Genomic DNA, 16,747 nt, shown 5'->3' on the forward strand with positions numbered 1-16,747 from the left:
CGTTGGTTTTGGGTTGCGCGGCAAGGAATTTGGCCCGCGCGCGCCGTGCCAGCTGACGGCAGGTGCCGACCGGGCGGCCCACCGTTTCCGAGATCGAGTCGAAGGGGACGCCGAACACGTCGTGCAGTACGAAGGCGACCCGTTCCGCGGGACTGAGCCTGCGCAAGACCTCCAGCAATGCGGAGCGGATCTCGTCGTCGAGGGTGATCCGGTCCGCCGGGTCACAGCGGTGCGGCGCGGGTAGCTCTTGGACCTCGCCCGGACGCTCGTAACGGGCGCGGGCCGAGCGCACCTGGTCGAGGCAGAGCCGGCTTGCGACCACCGTCAACCAGCCTCGGACGTCCTCGACCTCGCCGACCTCGGTCCGTGAGAGGCGCAGGAAGGCTTCCTGCACAACGTCTTCCGCGTCACCGACGTCCCCAAGCATCTGGTAGGCGAGGTTGACCAGATACGGGCGGTGACGACGCCAGGCCTCGGCGACCTGGTCGCCCGCTGACTGCGACTGGTTCATGACTCTTCGACGATTCGCTGCGGCAAAAAGTTACGGGTTCTCGCGGGTAACTTTTCCACCTTTCGCCCCGTCCTTGGAGTAGCACAGAAAATTCCGAAAGGAGTCATGCCATGACCATCGTGGTAACCGGGGCGACCGGCAACGTCGGGCGCCCTCTCGTCGGCGCGCTCGCCGGCGCGGGAGCGTCCGTACGGGCGGTGACCCGCACGCCGGAGACCGCCGGGCTTCCGCCCGGCGTCGAACTCACACGCTCGGCGGTCGAGGCGCTGCCGGGCGCGTCGGCGGTGTTCCTCAACTCCCGGGCGCTGGGTGCCGACCTGGAAGCCGTGGTGGCCCAGTGCGTGCGCGCCGGGGTCACCAAACTGGTCGCGCTCTCGGCGATCAACGCCGACGACGACTTCGCCCGCCAGCCCTCCCGCTTCCGGGGGGACCGCAACAAGGAGGTCGAACAGCTCGCCGTCGACTCCGGTTTGGCGTGGGTGAGCCTGCGGCCCACCGTCTTCGCGACGAACTTCGCCGGCATGTGGTCACCGCAGATCCGCGCGGGCGATGTGATTTTCGGACCATACGCCGCGGCGTCGACGGCGCCGATCGTCGAGACCGACATCGCGGAGGTCGCGGCGCGGGCGTTGCTCACCGATGAGCTTGTCGGCCAGCGGATCCCGCTGACCGGTCCCCAGGCGTTCACCAACGCGGAGCTCGTCGAGGTCATCGGCGACGTGCTGGGCCGCCCGCTGCAATATCGGGAGATTCCGACTAGCGCGGTGCGCGAGCGGTTTCTGCGGTTGGGCTTCACCGCGGGCTTCGCCGATGCCTACATCGCCATGCTGGCCATGACGCTCGATGCACCGGCACTCATCACCCACGACGTGGAGAAGGTCCTCGGGCGGCCGGCGCGGCCGTTCGCCCAGTGGGTCACCGAGCACCGAGCCGTTTTCGCCGGTGCGAAATAGCTAAGGAGAACGACATGTCACAACCGCATCCGCCGCGCTACCTCAAACCCATGAACAGGGTGATGATGGCGGTCCAACGGCTCGGGATTCCCACCGGCCCGGCGATGGTGTTGACGGTGCCCGGCCGCAAGTCGGGCCGGCCCCGCAGCACCCCGATGACGCCGTTCGAATTCGAGGGCGGCATGTACGTCGTGGCGGGCTATCCCGGCGCCGACTGGGCGGCGAACGCCCGGGCGGCGGGCACCGGCATGCTCAGCCGCGGACGGCGGTCACAGGAAGTCCGGATCGTCGAACTCTCCGCCGGCGAAGCCCGGCCGGTGCTGCGGGAATTCGCCGCCAAAGTCCCCGTCGGGGTGGCGTTCGCCAAACGGTCCGGGATGGTGCGTGATGGAACGGCCGACGAATTCGAAGCACTGGCGGGGCGGCTGGCCGTCTTCCGCTTCGAGCCGGCTTGACGGCGGCCTGCTCGGTCGCCCCAAAGAGAAAGCGCCGCAGCGGTTTCGGCCACCACCGGTTGCCGCGGGTTCACAATCGGCGGCCATGGGCCGGGGCTAGGCCGACTTCGCGGTCTCGCGCACCGGGTATCCGTTGCGCTCGGCCAGGGACCGAAGTTGGCGCAATGCGAATGCACGCGGGCGGCCGCCTTCGGGGATCACCACTCCAGCCCACAAACCTTCCGCGCCGGCCGACTCCACGGCATCCCGCGCGCACATCCAGCGGCGCGGGCACGCCCGGCACAGGGCGATCGCCTCGGCGTCGGGGGCGGTGGTCCAGCGGTCGGGGTCCTGCGTGCAGGCGCCGAGCGGGATGTTGAACAAAGGTATCGCGGTCATGTCGCTCGTTCCTCCAGAAGCATTGCGTTGTGCTGGTATGTCACGCAACGGTATAGCACTAACCGCTGCGATGCAACGGTTTAATTTCGGTATCGCATCGGGTGCCGCGCCCCTCGGCGGATCAATGGTCGGCGCGACGGATCCGCATCGGCGCCTATCACCTCAGTGAGCAGGCTTTTTGTCCGTGTGGCGGGCCAGCCCGGTGGACGGGTAAGTAACCGTAGCGCTGGGTGTGCGGACCGCCGAACCGGGCCCCAAGGTGGAGTTTCAGAGCCATGAAACCGTAGCGCCGGGCCTGGTGACGGCCGGACGGACACGGGCCGGCGGCCGGGCAACCGGCCCTACGCGGTGGTCTAGGCGTCGCGTTACCACGGTGCGGCCCCCCGACTGTGATTTGAAACGTAGCGTCACACGATAGAAATCGGAGCGGCGCGACGGTTAGACTGATCGAGGCGGAAGGCCCGCCACGCCGTCCTTGAGCGAGGAAATCACCGCAGATGCCAAGCGCCGAGTCGACTGCCGAGCCCCCTCTGCTGGTCGTGCGCAGCGGCGATACCTCCCATGCGATCGAGCCCGGGACGGGTGTGGTGACCATCGGCCGGGACGCGCGGGCCGACGTGCGGATCGAACACCTTTCTTTCTCCGCGGAGCGCTTTCACGCTGAACCCGTCGACGGTTCGTGGCGGATTGTCGATGAGGGTCCGAACGGCATGTTCGTCGACGGCCGACGGACGAGCTCCGTGACGGTCACCGACAGGACAACGGTCCGGCTCGGTGATCCCGCCGGGGAGGTGCTGACGTTCGAGGTCGTCAAACCCCCCAGTGCCGATGGGCGCCCCGACGGCCAGGCTGCCGATGCCGGCGAACCGGATCCGGGCATGGCGCGCGCGGGTGCGGCGGCCGCCGCGCGACGTCGTGAACTGGGGATCAGCCAACGCAGCCTGGCGGCCGACGGGATCATCAACGCCGGCGCACTCATCGCATTCGAGAAAGGCCGCAGTTGGCCGCGCGAGCGGACCCAGGCCAAGCTCGAGCAAGTGCTCCAATGGCCCGCCGGGACCATCGCGCGGCTCCGGCGCGGGCAGCCGGACGACGGCGAACTCACCACGGAGGCGGCCACGTCCGACGCCGCGGCGCCGCCCGCGGGCGCATCGCATTCCGACGCGCCGACCTCGTTGATCGCGCAGGCGATCGTCGCGGCCGTGGACGGCTGCGTCCTGGCGATCGCCGCCCTACCGCCGACCGGCGACCCCGAGTTCACCGAGCGGGCGACGCCAATCCTCGCCGACCTCCGCCAGCTCGAGGCGATCGCCGTGCGGGCCACCCGCATCAGCCGGATCACCCCCGAACTGATCAAAGCGTTGGGCACGGTCCGCCGCCACTACGACGAACTGATGACGCTCGGGGCGAGCGCTCCGGGCGCGCCGCTGGCGCAACGCCTGTACGCCGCCCGGCGCCGCGCCAACCTCTCGCCCGCGGAAACCGCGGAAGCTGCCGGCGTGACGGAAGAAATGATCGCGCGCGCCGAAGCCGACGAAGCGGTGCCCGCCGCAGTCGCCGATGCGATTGAAACGCTCATCGGCCACATTCACTGACTCGGTAAAACCCCTCGATGGAAGCCGTTGGCTATCCCGAAAATTCGTGCACGGACCCCGCGCGGAGCGGGTTACGCTAAATGGGCGGTTAAATCGCACAGCGCCGGCTCGACGCGCAATATCGCTTCATACGGAGGACTCAGATGTCTGTATTTGTCCAAGCCGCCAGGATCATCGGCTCGTTGACCGGGCTAGGTCAGCAAGCCGCCGGCCTCGGCGTCACCGGCACCTCCGGAATGAGCGCTGAATACATTGCGAGCATGGGAACCGGCGGTGGCGCGGATTTGGGCTCCATCGTGATGGTTGGCGTTCAGCGCGGAGTGCGGAATCACGTCGCGGGCATGAGCACCCTTCAGCGCGCGAATCTGGGCGCCCGCATGGGCGGCGCCGACGGCATGAAAAAGTTTCAACAAGGGCTCAGCATCATCTCCATTACCCTCACCATCGTCGAGATGATGGAGCTGACGATTGGCTTCGGGGCGCCAACCGAGGGCGACGACCTCAAAGTTGGTGCCCAACAATTCACCGCCCTCTCCGAACAACTGAAGTCAGCCCGTCCGGACTACCACTGGGAGGGTTCCGGGTCGGATGCCTATGCCGAGCTGGACAAGGCACTGGAAACCATGGCGCAAACAATGGCCGGCCTGGACGTCAAGTTGGCGGCCCTGGTGAGTGATCAGGCCGAGTGGGTCACCCACGCACGGTTGGGCTTCGGAATACTCAAAGACATACTTTTGGCCGCCCTGATCATCGAATTGGTCATGACATTTGCGGTACCCGCCCCGACCGGCCCCGTGGCGGCCAAAGCATTCGCCATCACGGTGGCCACGCTAGGAATCGGTGCCGCCACGGCATTCCTTGGCGGCCTGACCTATTTATCGGTGACCAATGGCAAACAGGCGGAGCTTTTGGCAAGTCAGTACGCCCAACTGGCCGCGGGCACCGTGCAAACGGGTTCGGACGCCAAGGCCGGCAAGGCCACATCGGGAGAGACCGCCGTCTCCAGCTTCACCGCCATCTCCGACAGCATGTCGGGCATGTCCGCTTTGTCCGCCACGCCGACCCTCACCTCGTCGACCGGTGCGGCCAACGGTTCTGAGGACGAACGCGCGCCCCTGGCCGCGCAGGTGAGCGCGAGCGAATCGGCAGGGGACGGCGCCGTCCAGGCGCAGGCGCAGGATGAGGCGGCGCCGGACAAGGACACGCCGCCCGCACCCACCGGCACGATGCCCAACGTGGCCCAGCTGTCCGCAACGTCGGGTCAAGCCGCGAAACTCTCCGGGCAACTGTCGCAGCCCGCACAACTGGTCAACCAGGCGATGGGTCAGGTGCAGCAGATGGTTCAAATGGCCCAGCAAGGCCAGGGTGCCGCCGCGCCCGCCGAAGAGGCCGCCACCGACGCCGCGCTCGCGGGCGAGGTCGAGGGAGCCGGGTCGGGCGCCGCCGGTGCCGAACGTGCACCCGTCGAGGCCGTCATGGCCGGCGCCGAACCGATGCAGCAGCCCAGCCCGGTCGAGCGCGTCGTCTGACGCCGCGAGGCGTCGAAAGCCGTTGTGCGCAAGACACAAAACCAGACATTGAACTAGGCATTAAGGAGAGAACTCGTGGCCGATGTAACCGTCACACCGGGACACCTGGAAGAACTGGCGACAACGCAGGACCAGGCCTCGACGCAGGCCGGGACCGCGGCATCGGCGGCCTCTGGTCTCGAGACCGCCGTCTGGGTCACCCACGGCGTGGTCAGCTGGTACTCGAACCTCGCTTTCACCAAGGCCGCGGAGGCGCGCAAGAGCACGGGCGAAGCCATGAGCAAAGCGTCCACAGAACTCGCCGAAAAGTTGCGTACCGCCAAGAAGGTCTACGCGAGCACCGACGAACAGGCGGGCAAGAACATCGACAAGCAGGTCCTCGATCGCTGATCACGCCTGCTCGTCGCCGGGCGGAGGCCGACGTCGCCGCCCAGGGTAATCGCACGGGCTCTCATCTGGCCTAATTCGCCACCAGCGCAGTCGATTTGACCCGTCGTCCCGCGCCCCGTCTTGGGCTCCGGCCCCTTCGGGTCAGGACATGGGAGGGATCAGCGAAACCTCGGCGGGCCGCGCCCGGTGGCGGCCTGAAGGCTCGAGGGCGGTGGGCCGTCAGCCGCACCGGCGGAGTCGGCGCGCATGCCTCACCGGTGACCGGCGCTTTCTGTTACTGCGGCGTTCACCGTTTGTTCGCTGAATCCTTTGTGCCCCGGCAATATTCGTGCAGCCGCACCTCGCCGGAGCGCGTTAGGCTCAGCCTACCGTCCTGAACATGAGTGCAACAACAATCAGCGAGCGCGAAGGGATGCACCGCCGTGAGTCGTCTTGCAGGTATTCACGATCTGGCCTACTGCTTCACCCGGCTACAGGCCGGCGGGGGTGCGGCGTATTCGGGGGATTGGCTCGGCCTGGGGGCGAACCTCGGCGCGCTCGCCGGGAAGGCGATGTGGTACGGCAGGAACCAGATCAAAGTCCTCGCGGACGCGCTGAAAACCCAGGGCACGAAGACGCTGCCGACACCGACGGCGATCATCGACGTCGCGATGGTGGCGGTCTCGGCGGTGGACCTGCTCAACGGATTCTGGACCCCCGACAAGGGCGCCTCATTCACCAGCGGCGCCGACAAGTACGAGACCCTGTACCTCTATCTCAACGAAGCCGTCCCGGACTCGCGGGACTGGAGCGGCGACGCGGCGAAGGCCTACGCCGACGCGACCAAGGCGCTGCAGGCACTTGTGCAGACGATGCAGGACTTGGACAAGAAGATGCAGACCCTGATGGCCGACCAGAGCTCCGAGGTCGCCAAGGCGCACAACTGCATCGCGGTGACACTGCTGGGGCTCGTCATCGCCCAGGGCATTGCGCTGGCGCTGTACCTGATCCCGGTCGTCGGTCACGAGATATCGGCGGCGTGGCAGATCATCGCCGCCTTCGCGGCATGCGCCACCGTCCTGGCGTTCGAGATGTTCACGCTGTCCAACTCGATGTCCCTTTCCGGCCAGATCCACGCGGTCGCGCTGGAGTACGGCGCGGTCGCCGAGAAGGCGATCCCGACCAGCTCGTTCGCCCGGATAGAAATCAAGGGGGCGGAGGCGACCACGACGGGCGACTTCAAAGCCATCTCCGCCAGCCTGTCGGCCTTCTCCGCCGCACCGACGGTCGCCTCGTTGGCCAGCTTGGCGCCGACGGCCGGCGATTCGCCGGAGGAACGCGCCGTCCTGGGTGCGCTCAAGAGCGACGGCGCGGCACCCGTCGAAACCGCCACCCCGGTGGCGACGGCGCCGGCGCCCACCCTGAGCCAGGTCGCCCAGGCTTCCGGGCAACTCGCACAGGCGTCGGGGCAAATCTCGCAGCCGATGAACTTCGTCAACCAGATGATGGGGCAGGTGCAACAACTCGCCTCGACCGGTCAGCAACGCCCGCAGGCAACGCCGCCCGTCGAGAACGCCGCCCAGGAGCCCGCCCCGGCGGACGCCGCGGTGGTGGGCAACGGCGACGGAGCGGCGCCGGCTGCGCCGGGTGCCGAGCGCGCGCCTGTCGGCGGCACACCGGCCGGCCACGAAGCGGCACCGGAACCGGGCCGCTCGCAGCGGGTCCTCTAGCCGTCGCGAGTGCGGCAAAAACCGGTACGAGTCAAGGCAATAGCGAGTAGAAATACCCGTTGAGGAGATTTGCATGGCAAATTTGAATGTCGACGAAAAATATCTCGAACAATTGGCGACAAAGCAAGGGCAAGCGGCCGCCAAGGCGGAAGATGCTGCATCGGCCGCGAGCAATACCGAGACGGCGGTGTGGGTAACGCACGGCGTGATCAGCGGGGCGTCCAACAGCGCATTCGTCACCGCCGAAAAGCAGCGCCGCGGCGCGGGCCAGAATATCCGGCAGCACGCATCGGATCTCGCCGCGAAGTTGCGCGTCGCCAAGCAAACGTATGAGAGCGTCGACGAAGAGCTTAGCGGCAACCTCACCAAGCAGATGCTCGACAGCTGATCATGTCCGGTCCCCTCGCTCCCGGCATAGCGGGCCTCGACGACGTCGTCGGGGTGGAGGTGACCGTCGACGGCATCTTGGTGATCGCCGACCGACTGCACCTGGTCGACTTTCCGACGGCGCTCGGGATCCGCCCGAACATCCCTCAAGAGGAGTTGCGGGATCTCGTGTGGGATCAGGTGCAGCGCGACCTCACCGCGCAGGGGGTGTTGGACCACCAGAGCCAGCCCCACCCGGCGGTGGCGGCGATGGTGGACACGCTCAGCAGGGCCGACCGCAGCCTGGAGTGCCGCTGGTGGCGGCGTGATCACGGTGGGGTCATGGTGCGATTTGCGGTGTGCCGCAAGGGCGAGCGCCACGTCATCGCCGTGCGTGACGGCGACTTGGTGGTACTGCAATGGGTGGCCCCGCAGGTCGGTCTGGCGGGCATGGTGAATACCGTGCTCGGCCCGTCCGCGCCCGCTAACGTCGACCCGCTCACCGGTGCCGCGGCCGAGTTGGCCGGGTGCACCACTGCCGCCCAACTGGGCCAGCACGGCGCCGCGCCGGCGTCGGCCCGGGTCTACGCCGAGATCATCCGCGATCCGAGCGGTTGGGTGGAGATCGTTGCCGGCCAACGCCACCCGGGCGGAACGTCCACGCATACCGACGTCGCCGCCGGTGTCCTGGACTCGGTGCACGGCAGGCTGGTGTCGCTGCCCCGCCGCGTCGGCGGTGAGCTGTACGGCAGCTTCCTGCCCGGCACCCAAGAAAACCTGCAGCGCGCGCTGGATGGGCTCCTGGAGTTCCTACCCGCGGGCGCCTGGTTTGACCGCATCGAAGCATCCTTCGGGCCCTAAGCCGATTGACAGTTCAGAAAGAGAGAACCATGCCGCAGTACGACGACCGCGATGATCTGGCCGCCCTGGATTTCTCCGCCGCCGAATCCGGTTCCGACGTCCTCGAAGAGTCGGACGCACTGGACTTCTCAGCACCTGCAGAGGACGACGAGGAGTCGTCCGTCGACGCGTTGCACGACTACGCGCCGAGCGAACCCGAGGATCTCGACACCGACCTCGCCGCGATCGAGTCGCAGACCGACACCGGCCGGGAAGCGGGTGAGGGCGAAGAAGAAGCCCCCCAGGAGTTCACGGTGACCAATCCCCCCGAGACGGTGTCGGTGTCGGCGTTGATGGACGGGAGGACCCAGCGCGTCGAGTTGTCGCCGAAGGTGACCAGCATGAGCGAGGCCGAACTCGCCGAGGAGATCCTCGTCATCGCGGACCTGGCTCGGCAGAAGGGCTTGGCCGCCCAGCACAGCTACCTGTTGGGCGACGACTCCCTGTCGGAAACCATGCGGGAAATGGGAATCGACGGCGGTGAGGTCGTGCGCGACTTCATGGAGAACGGCATCGGTTTGGTCACGCCGGAACAGGCCGCCGCGGCGCAGGCGGAAGTGTTCGCCACCCGATACGCGACCGATAAATGACAGAACACCTGACCGGCCTGTTCGAGAGTGCGGTCGGCATGCTGCCCGTGTCGGAGGCGCGGGCGCTGGAGCTGTTCACCGAGATCACCAACTATGACGAATCCGCCTGCGACGCATGGATCGGCCGGATCCGCTGCGGCGACACCGAGCGGGTGACGCTGTTCCGCGCCTGGTACTCGCGAACTCATTTCGGCCAGCTGGCCGGGTCCGCCCAGATTTCGATGAACGCCGTGGGCGCGCGACTCCCGATCGGCGGCCTCTACGGCGACATCACCTACCCGGCCAACTCGCCCCTGGCGATCACCATGGGCTTCGCCGTGAGCGAGGCGGCGCAGGGCAATTACGCCGACGCGATGGAGGCCATCGACAACACCCCGACCACCGGCGCCGAGCACCTCCTGTCGTGGGTCAAGGCGGTGATCTACGGCGAGGCGCAGCGCTGGACCAACGTGATCGACGAGGTCAGGGGCGCCGGACGGTGGCCGGACGAGTTCCTCGCCGCCGCTGCCGGGGTCGCGCACGGGGTCGCCGCGGCCAACCTCGGCCTGTTCACCGAGGCCGAGCGCCGGCTCACCGAAGCGAACGCGTCGCCGGCCGGCGAGGCGTGCGCCCGGGCCATCGCCTGGTACCTGGCGATGACGCGCCGCAGCCAAGGGAACGAGGAAGCGGCGGTGGCGCTTCTGGAATGGCTGCAGACCACCCACCCGGAGCCCAAAGTAACTGCCGCGCTGAAGGATCCGTCGTTCCGCTTGACGACGACCAGCGCCGAACAGATCTCCGCCCGCACCGACCCGTGGGACGCGAACACCGTCGTGGCCGACACGTCGGGCCGCGACAAGTTGCTCGCGCAGGCGGAAGCCGAGCTGGAGCGGCAGATCGGGCTCACCCGGGTCAAGGAACAGGTCGAGCGATACCGCGCCGCGACCCAGATGGCCCGGGTTCGCGCGGCGCGCGGCATGAAGGTCGCACAACCGAGCAAGCACATGATTTTCACCGGCCCGCCGGGCACCGGCAAGACGACCATCGCCCGGGTGGTGGCCAACATCCTCGCCGGGCTGGGCGTCATCGGTGAACCGAAGCTCGTCGAGACCGCGCGCAAGGACTTCGTCGCCGAATACGAGGGCCAGTCCGCGGTCAAGACCACCAAGACGATCGATCGCGCCCTGGGCGGTGTCCTGTTCATCGACGAGGCGTACGCACTGGTACAGGAACGGGACGGGCGCACCGACCCCTTCGGGCAGGAGGCGCTCGACACGTTGCTGGCACGCATGGAAAACGACCGCGACCGGCTCGTGGTGATCATCGCTGGCTACGGCTCCGACATCGACCGGCTGCTGGAAACCAACGAGGGCCTGCGGTCGCGCTTCGCCACCCGCATCGAATTCGACTCCTACTCGCCCGAGGAGATCCTGGAGATCGCGAAAGTGATTGCGGCCGCCAATGACTCGGCGCTGAGCACCGAGGCGGCCGACAACCTGCTGCAGGCGGCCAAGCTGCTGAGCCAGCAGACGGTGCGCGGCAAAGCCGCGCTCGACATCGCGGGCAACGGCCGCTACGCACGCCAATTGGTCGAAGCCGGCGAGCAATACCGCGACATCCGGCTCACCCGCTCCGCCGATTTCGAATCGCTCGACGAGGACCGCCTGCGCGAGATCAACGGCGAGGACATGACCGAGGCGATCGCCGCGGTACACGGACGACTCAACATCACCGAGTGACACATGGCGGGGTTTCGGCTAACCACCAAGGTTCAGGTCAGCGGCTGGCGCTTCTTGCTGCGACGCCTCGAGCACGCCATCGTCCGGCGCGACACCCGGATGTTCGACGACCCGCTGCAGTTCTACAGCCGCTCGGTCGCGCTGGGTGTCTTGGTCTCGGTGCTCGTCGTGGTGGGCGCGCTCGCGATGGCGTACTTCAAGCCGCAGGGCAAGCTCGGCAGCGGCAACTTGTTCGTCGACCGCGCCACCAACCAGCTCTACCTGATGGTCTCGGGCCAGCTGCACCCCGTGTACAACCTGACCTCGGCGCGACTGATTTTGGGCAACCCGGCCGAACCGAAGGCCGTCAAACCCGCCGAACTCAACCGGCTTCCCAAGGGGCAGTCCGTCGGCATCCCCGGCGCCCCGTACGCCACGCCCGTGTCGGCGGACTCCGCGTCGGTGTGGGCGCTGTGCGACACGGTCACCAAGGCCGAGAGCATCGCCCCCACAGTGCAGACGTCGGTGATCGCGATGCCGCTGCAGATCGAGACCCCCGCGATCGACCCCATCCTCCCGAACGAGGCGCTGTTGGCGTCGTATCAGGGCAAGGACTGGGTCGTGGACAGACGCGGGCGTCATGCGACGGACCTCAGTGACCGCCCGATGACCTTCGCCGTCGGGATCCGCGGTACGGCCAAGCCGAGCCCCATCTCCGAAGCCATGTTCAACGCGCTCCCCGACGCCGGCTCCTGGCGGCTGCCGCCGATCCCCGGCGCCGGCTCCCCGAACACCCTCGGGCTCCCCGAACAATTGGTGATCGGGTCGATCCTGCAGATCCACGCGAACTCCGGTCCGCGCTACTTCGTGGTGCTGCCCGACGGCGTGGCATCCGTCAACGCCAACACCGCGGCGGCGCTGCGCGCCATCCAGTCCTACGGGCTGGTGGAGCCGCCGGCGGTGGTGCCGAGCGAGATCGTCAGGATCCCCGAGGCGGTGTACAACTCACCGCTGCCCGACGAGCCGGTCAAGATCGTCTCCCGGCCACAAGACCCCACCCTGTGCTGGACGTGGGAACGCAAAGCCGGTGATCAGGCGCCGAAGACGACCGTGTTGACGGGGCGTCATCTGCCGATCCCGGCGTCGGCGATGAATTCCGGGATAAAGCAGATCCAGGGTCCCGCAACGGTTTACACAGACGGCGGCAAGTACGTGCAACTGCAGTCCCCGGACCCGCGGTACGGCGAATCGCTGTACTACGTCGACCCGCAGGGTGTGCGCTACGGGCTGTCCGACGCCCAGGCGGCCTCGGCGCTGGGGCTCAGCGCGCCGAAGACCGCGCCATGGGAGATCGTGCGCCTGCTGGTCGACGGTCCGGTGTTGTCCAAGGAGGCCGCGCTGCTCGAGCACGACACGCTGCCCGCCGACCCCAGCCCGCGAAAGGCGCCGGCCGCGGCTCCGGGAGGTCCGTCATGACGACCAAGAAGTTCACCCCCACCGTCACGCGCGGGCCCCGGCTGACCCCGGGCGAGATCAGCCTCACCCCGCCCGAGGACCTCGGGGTGGACATCCCGCCGTCGGGTGTGCAGAAGGCCCTTCCCTATGTCATGGGTGTCTGCATGCTCGGGATGATCGCGATCATGGTGGTGACCGGCACCAGGCAGCTGTCGCCCTACATGCTGATGATGCCGCTGATGATGATCATGATGTCGATGGGCATGATGGCCGGTCACGGTGGCGGCGGCAAGAAGGTGCCCGAGATCAACGCCGACCGCAAGGAGTACCTGCGTTACCTGGCGGGGCTTCGTCCCCGGGTGACGTCATCGGCCAGCGCGCAGGTCGCGTTCTTCGGTTACCACGCACCGCATCCCGACGATCTGGCCTCGCTCATCGGCACGCCGCGGCAGTGGTCGCGCCCGGCGAACGCCGACTTCTACGCGGCAACCCGCATCGGGATCGGTGACCAACCGGCGGTGGACCGGCTGATGAAGCCGTCCGCGGGCGGGGAGTTGGCCGGCCCGACCGCGGCGCCCCAGCCATACCTCGAACCGGTCGCCAACATGTGGGTGGTCAAGTTCCTGCGCACTCATGGACTTATCCATGACTGCCCGAAACTGGTGCAGCTGCGCACCTTTCCCACCATCGCGGTCGGCGGCGACACGGCGGGGGCGGCCGGCTTGCTGACCGCGATGATCTGCCACCTCGCCGTCTTCCATCCACCCGACCTGCTGCAGATCCGGGTGCTCACCGAGGACCCGGACGACCCGGATTGGTCGTGGCTGAAATGGCTTCCGCACGTTCAACATCCGACCGAGACGGACGCCGCGGGGCCGGTCCGCATGATCTACACCCGCCCGGACAACTTGTCGGACCTGGCCGCGCGTGGGCCGCATACCCCGGACTCACTGCCCGGTGGTCCTTACGTGGTGGTCGTCGATCTGACCGGCGGGCGGGCCGGCTTCCCCCCCGACGGCAGGGCCGGCGTCACGGTGATCACGCTGGGCAACCACCGCGGCTCGAACTACCGGATCAGGGTCGCCGACGACGGTACCGCCGACGACCGGTTGCCGGGGCAGCAATTTCGTCAGGTGACGTCGGTCGCCGACCGGATGTCGGCGCATCAGGCCTCCCGCATCGCGCGCAAGCTCGCCGGTTGGTCCATCACCGGCACGGTCCTCGACAAGAAGGCCAGCGGCATCCAGAAGAAAGCGGCCACGGAGTGGCACCAACTGGTGGGTGCGCACAGCGTGGAAGAGGTGACGCCCAGCCGTTGGCGGATGTTCACCGATACCGACCGCGACCGGCTGAAGATCCCGTTCGGCCACGAACTCAAGACCGGCAACGTCATGTACCTCGACATCAAGGAGGGCGCCGAGTTCGGTGCCGGGCCGCACGGCATGCTCATCGGCACCACCGGGTCGGGAAAGTCCGAATTCCTGCGGACCCTGATCCTGTCGCTGGTGGCGATGCACCACCCCGACCAGGTCAACCTGCTGCTGACCGACTTCAAAGGTGGTTCAACGTTCTTGGGAATGGAGAAGCTGCCGCACACCGCCGCCGTGGTGACCAACATGGCCGAGGAAGCCGAACTGGTCAGCCGTATGGGTGAGGTGCTGACGGGTGAACTCGACCGGCGGCAGGGGATTCTGCGTCAGGCCGGCATGAAGGTAGGTGCCGCAGGAGCGCTGTCGGGCGTGGCCGAGTACGAGAAGTACCGCGAGCGGGGCGCCGAACTTCCGCCCCTACCAACGCTTTTCGTCGTCGTCGACGAGTTCGCCGAGCTGCTGCAGAGCCACCCCGACTTCATCGGGTTGTTCGACAGGATCTGCCGGGTGGGACGGTCGCTGCGCGTGCACCTGCTGCTGGCCACCCAGTCGCTGCAAACCGGTGGCGTCCGCATCGACAAACTGGAGCCGAACCTGACGTACCGCATCGCGCTGCGCACCACCAGTTCCCACGAGTCCAAGGCCGTGATCGGGACCCCGGAGGCGCAGTACATCACCAACAAGGAGAGCGGCGTCGGGTTCCTGCGGGTCGGGATGGAAGACCCGGTCAAGTTCAGCACGTTGTACACCGGTAACACCTACATTCCGGCGACTCGCGCCGAGACCAACGGCGAGGGCAACGGGGCCGCCCCGCAAACCGGCCCGAAAAGGGTTCGCATCCAGCAGTTCACGGCGGGCCCCATGCCCGACGAGGTGATGGCGTCATGACGGTCGAAGCCAAGGGGCGGGCGCTGCGCGAGGTGGTGCTCGAACAACTCAGCACCACCGAGTCGCGCGCCTACAAGATGTGGTTGCCCCCGTTGACCGACCCGACGCCGGTCAACGAACTCATCGCCCGGGACGACAGCCAGCCCCTCCGGTTCGCGCTGGGCGTCATGGACGAGCCGCGCATGCACCGGCAGGCGACGTGGGGAGTCGACGTGTCCGGGGCGGGCGGCAACATCGGCATCGGGGGCGCTCCGCAGACCGGCAAGTCCACTCTCCTGCAGACGATGATGCTGTCGGCCGCAGCGACCCACTCACCGAGGCAAGTGCAGTTCTACTGCATCGATCTAGGTGGTGGGGGCCTGATCTATCTGGAGAACCTGCCGCACGTCGGCGGGGTGGCGACCCGATCGGAGCCCGACCGCGTCATGCGCGTGGTTGCGGAGGTGCAAGCCGTACTGCGGCAACGGGAGTCGACCTTCAAGGAACACCGCGTGGGTTCGATCGCGGCGTATCGACAGCTGCGCGAGGACCCGAGCCAGCCGGTCGCGGCCGATCCCTTCGGCGACGTCTTCCTCGTCATCGACGGCTGGCCGGCGTTCGTCAGCGAGTTTCCCGACCTCGAGTCGCAGGTCCAGGATCTGGCCGCGCAGGGTCTGTCGTTCGGCGTCCACGTCGTGATCACCACCCCACGCTGGACCGAACTCAAGTCGCGGGTCCGCGATTACCTGGGCACCAAGATCGAGTTCCGGCTCGGCGACGTCAACGACACCCAGATCGATCGGGCCACCCGCGAGATCCCGGCGAATCGGCCCGGCCGCGCGATGTCGGTCGAGAAGCACCACCTGATGATCGGCGTCCCCCGGCTCGACGGCGTGCACAGCGCCGACAACCTGGTGGAGGCGTTGACCGCGGCGGTGGACGAGATTGCGGCCCAACACACCGAGCAGGCGCCGCGGGTCCGGGTGCTGCCCGAGCGGATCTACCTCTACGAGCTCGACCCGCACCCGCCGGGCCCGGACTCCGACTACCGCACTCGCTGGACCATCCCCATCGGAGTGCGCGAAAGCGATCTGTCGGTGGCCCATGCGCACATGTACACCACGCCGCACTTGTTGATCTTCGGCGCCGCCAAGTCGGGCAAGACCCGTACCGCTCACGCGATCGCGCGGGCGATCTGCGCCCGCAACAGCCCGAAGCAGGTGCGCTTCATGCTCGCCGACTACCGCTCCGGGCTGTTGGACGCGGTGCCGCAAAGCCACCTGCTCGACGCGGGCGCCATCAACCGCAACAGCACGACACTCGACGAAGCCATCAAAGCCCTGGCGTTCAACCTGCAGAAGCGGCTACCACCCGCGGACCTGACCACCGCGCAACTGCGGTCTCGGTCATGGTGGAGCGGATTCGATGTCGTCCTTCTTGTCGACGATTGGCACATGATCGTGGCGGCCTCCGGGGGAATACCGCCGATGGCTCCATTGGCGCCATTATTGCCGGCCGCTCAGGATATCGGGCTGCACATCATTGTGACCTGTCAAATGAGCTCCGCGTACAAGGCGACGATGGACAAGTTCGTCGGCGCCGCGTACGGCGCGGGATCACCCACCCTGTTCCTTTCGGGCGACAAGCAAGATTTCCCGTCGAGGGACATCCAGGTCAAGCGAAGGCCGCCTGGCCAGGCATTTTTCGTGACTCCGGAGGGTAAGGAGGTCATTCAAGCCGCCTACTTGGATCCCCCGGAAGAAGTGCACTCAGCACCCCCAGGAGGCGGTTACGATTATCCCAGCGCCCAGTAAGAAGCACTGGAACACCGTCGGCATAACGAGCCGAGACGGCGTTGTCTAAAGCGTTGTTTGCGTCAATTGAATAGTTAATTGCGCGCGGAAGTACAGGTGAGGTACGCAAATGCAGAAAATGGCACTCAGCCCGACGGTTGTCGCTATTGGCGGCGCAATCCCAGCCAA

Annotated in this window: 15 protein-coding genes; 13 read left to right on the forward strand and 2 right to left on the reverse strand. The window is 67.3% G+C overall.

The window, feature by feature from the left end; translation table 11 throughout:
- The coding region (locus A5692_RS00010; protein WP_156765844.1) for a sigma-70 family RNA polymerase sigma factor at nucleotides 1-511 on the reverse strand (511 nt) is incomplete at its 3' end.
- 110 nt (nucleotides 512-621) lie between these two features.
- Here A5692_RS00010 and A5692_RS00015 point away from each other — a divergent pair.
- Entirely contained in the window at nucleotides 622-1,464 is an 843-nt protein-coding gene (locus A5692_RS00015; RefSeq protein WP_068050864.1) for an NAD(P)H-binding protein, read from the forward strand.
- A gap of 14 nt (nucleotides 1,465-1,478) precedes the next feature.
- The gene (locus tag A5692_RS00020; protein WP_068050866.1) at nucleotides 1,479-1,919 is read left to right on the forward strand and encodes a nitroreductase family deazaflavin-dependent oxidoreductase; all 441 of its coding nucleotides are present in this window, start codon (nucleotides 1,479-1,481) and stop codon (nucleotides 1,917-1,919) included.
- 96 nt (nucleotides 1,920-2,015) lie between these two features.
- Here A5692_RS00020 and A5692_RS00025 read toward each other — a convergent pair whose 3' ends face one another.
- Nucleotides 2,016-2,297, reverse strand: coding sequence for a WhiB family transcriptional regulator (locus A5692_RS00025; protein WP_068050868.1), 282 nt, complete (start codon nucleotides 2,295-2,297; stop codon nucleotides 2,016-2,018).
- Nucleotides 2,298-2,794: 497 nt separating this feature from the next.
- Here A5692_RS00025 and A5692_RS00030 point away from each other — a divergent pair, with 497 nt between their 5' ends.
- The 11 genes from A5692_RS00030 (at nucleotide 2,795) to eccCb (ending at nucleotide 16,579) form a co-directional block, all read left to right on the forward strand.
- Nucleotides 2,795-3,892 (forward strand): FHA domain-containing protein, encoded by a 1,098-nt coding sequence (locus tag A5692_RS00030; protein WP_068050872.1) that lies wholly within the window; start codon nucleotides 2,795-2,797, stop codon nucleotides 3,890-3,892.
- 182 nt (nucleotides 3,893-4,074) lie between these two features.
- Nucleotides 4,075-5,421: an EspA/EspE family type VII secretion system effector gene (locus tag A5692_RS00035; protein WP_156765845.1), complete on the forward strand. Its 1,347-nt coding sequence runs from the start codon at nucleotides 4,075-4,077 to the stop codon at nucleotides 5,419-5,421.
- A 75-nt stretch (nucleotides 5,422-5,496) separates the two neighbouring features.
- Nucleotides 5,497-5,811 (forward strand): ESX-1 secretion-associated protein, encoded by a 315-nt coding sequence (locus tag A5692_RS00040; protein WP_068050875.1) that lies wholly within the window; start codon nucleotides 5,497-5,499, stop codon nucleotides 5,809-5,811.
- Nucleotides 5,812-6,233: 422 nt separating this feature from the next.
- Nucleotides 6,234-7,520, forward strand: a complete 1,287-nt coding sequence (locus A5692_RS00045; RefSeq protein ID WP_068050876.1) for an EspA/EspE family type VII secretion system effector — start codon at nucleotides 6,234-6,236, stop codon at nucleotides 7,518-7,520.
- Nucleotides 7,521-7,593: 73 nt separating this feature from the next.
- Entirely contained in the window at nucleotides 7,594-7,908 is a 315-nt protein-coding gene (locus A5692_RS00050; protein WP_068050877.1) for an ESX-1 secretion-associated protein, read from the forward strand.
- A gap of 2 nt (nucleotides 7,909-7,910) precedes the next feature.
- Nucleotides 7,911-8,747, forward strand: a complete 837-nt coding sequence (locus tag A5692_RS00055) for an ESX secretion-associated protein EspG (RefSeq protein ID WP_068050878.1) — start codon at nucleotides 7,911-7,913, stop codon at nucleotides 8,745-8,747.
- Nucleotides 8,748-8,776: 29 nt separating this feature from the next.
- Nucleotides 8,777-9,376 carry a hypothetical protein gene (locus A5692_RS00060; RefSeq protein ID WP_068050879.1) on the forward strand — a complete coding sequence of 200 codons (600 nt, stop codon included), beginning with the start codon at nucleotides 8,777-8,779 and terminating at the stop codon, nucleotides 9,374-9,376.
- Entirely contained in the window at nucleotides 9,373-11,094 is a 1,722-nt protein-coding gene (eccA, locus tag A5692_RS00065) for a type VII secretion AAA-ATPase EccA (protein ID WP_068050880.1), read from the forward strand. The genes A5692_RS00060 and eccA overlap by 4 nt, the downstream gene beginning before the upstream one ends.
- Before the next feature lie 3 nt (nucleotides 11,095-11,097).
- The gene (gene eccB / locus A5692_RS00070; RefSeq protein WP_068050881.1) at nucleotides 11,098-12,549 is read left to right on the forward strand and encodes a type VII secretion protein EccB; all 1,452 of its coding nucleotides are present in this window, start codon (nucleotides 11,098-11,100) and stop codon (nucleotides 12,547-12,549) included.
- The gene (gene eccCa / locus A5692_RS00075; RefSeq protein WP_068050882.1) at nucleotides 12,546-14,786 is read left to right on the forward strand and encodes a type VII secretion protein EccCa; all 2,241 of its coding nucleotides are present in this window, start codon (nucleotides 12,546-12,548) and stop codon (nucleotides 14,784-14,786) included. Before eccB ends, eccCa begins: the two co-directional genes overlap by 4 nt.
- Nucleotides 14,783-16,579, forward strand: a complete 1,797-nt coding sequence (gene eccCb, locus A5692_RS00080; RefSeq protein WP_068050884.1) for a type VII secretion protein EccCb — start codon at nucleotides 14,783-14,785, stop codon at nucleotides 16,577-16,579. Before eccCa ends, eccCb begins: the two co-directional genes overlap by 4 nt.
- Nucleotides 16,580-16,747: the final 168 nt, after the last annotated feature.

The sequence above is a fragment of the Mycobacterium sp. E342 genome, assembly GCF_001667665.1.
Lineage (GTDB): Bacteria > Actinomycetota > Actinomycetes > Mycobacteriales > Mycobacteriaceae > Mycobacterium.

Bases quoted from the DNA above. Each gene is read 5' to 3' on its own strand.
- A5692_RS00015 (WP_068050864.1), top strand. From the start codon at position 622: ATGACCATCGTGGTAACCGGGGCGACCGGCAACGTCGGGCGCCCTCTC.
- A5692_RS00020 (WP_068050866.1), top strand. From the start codon at position 1,479: ATGTCACAACCGCATCCGCCGCGCTACCTCAAACCCATGAACAGGGTG.
- A5692_RS00025 (WP_068050868.1), bottom strand. From the start codon at position 2,297: ATGACCGCGATACCTTTGTTCAACATCCCGCTCGGCGCCTGCACGCAG.
- A5692_RS00030 (WP_068050872.1), top strand. From the start codon at position 2,795: ATGCCAAGCGCCGAGTCGACTGCCGAGCCCCCTCTGCTGGTCGTGCGC.
- A5692_RS00050 (WP_068050877.1), top strand. From the start codon at position 7,594: ATGGCAAATTTGAATGTCGACGAAAAATATCTCGAACAATTGGCGACA.
- A5692_RS00055 (WP_068050878.1), top strand. From the start codon at position 7,911: ATGTCCGGTCCCCTCGCTCCCGGCATAGCGGGCCTCGACGACGTCGTC.
- A5692_RS00060 (WP_068050879.1), top strand. From the start codon at position 8,777: ATGCCGCAGTACGACGACCGCGATGATCTGGCCGCCCTGGATTTCTCC.
- eccA (WP_068050880.1), top strand. From the start codon at position 9,373: ATGACAGAACACCTGACCGGCCTGTTCGAGAGTGCGGTCGGCATGCTG.
- eccB (WP_068050881.1), top strand. From the start codon at position 11,098: ATGGCGGGGTTTCGGCTAACCACCAAGGTTCAGGTCAGCGGCTGGCGC.
- eccCa (WP_068050882.1), top strand. From the start codon at position 12,546: ATGACGACCAAGAAGTTCACCCCCACCGTCACGCGCGGGCCCCGGCTG.
- eccCb (WP_068050884.1), top strand. From the start codon at position 14,783: ATGACGGTCGAAGCCAAGGGGCGGGCGCTGCGCGAGGTGGTGCTCGAA.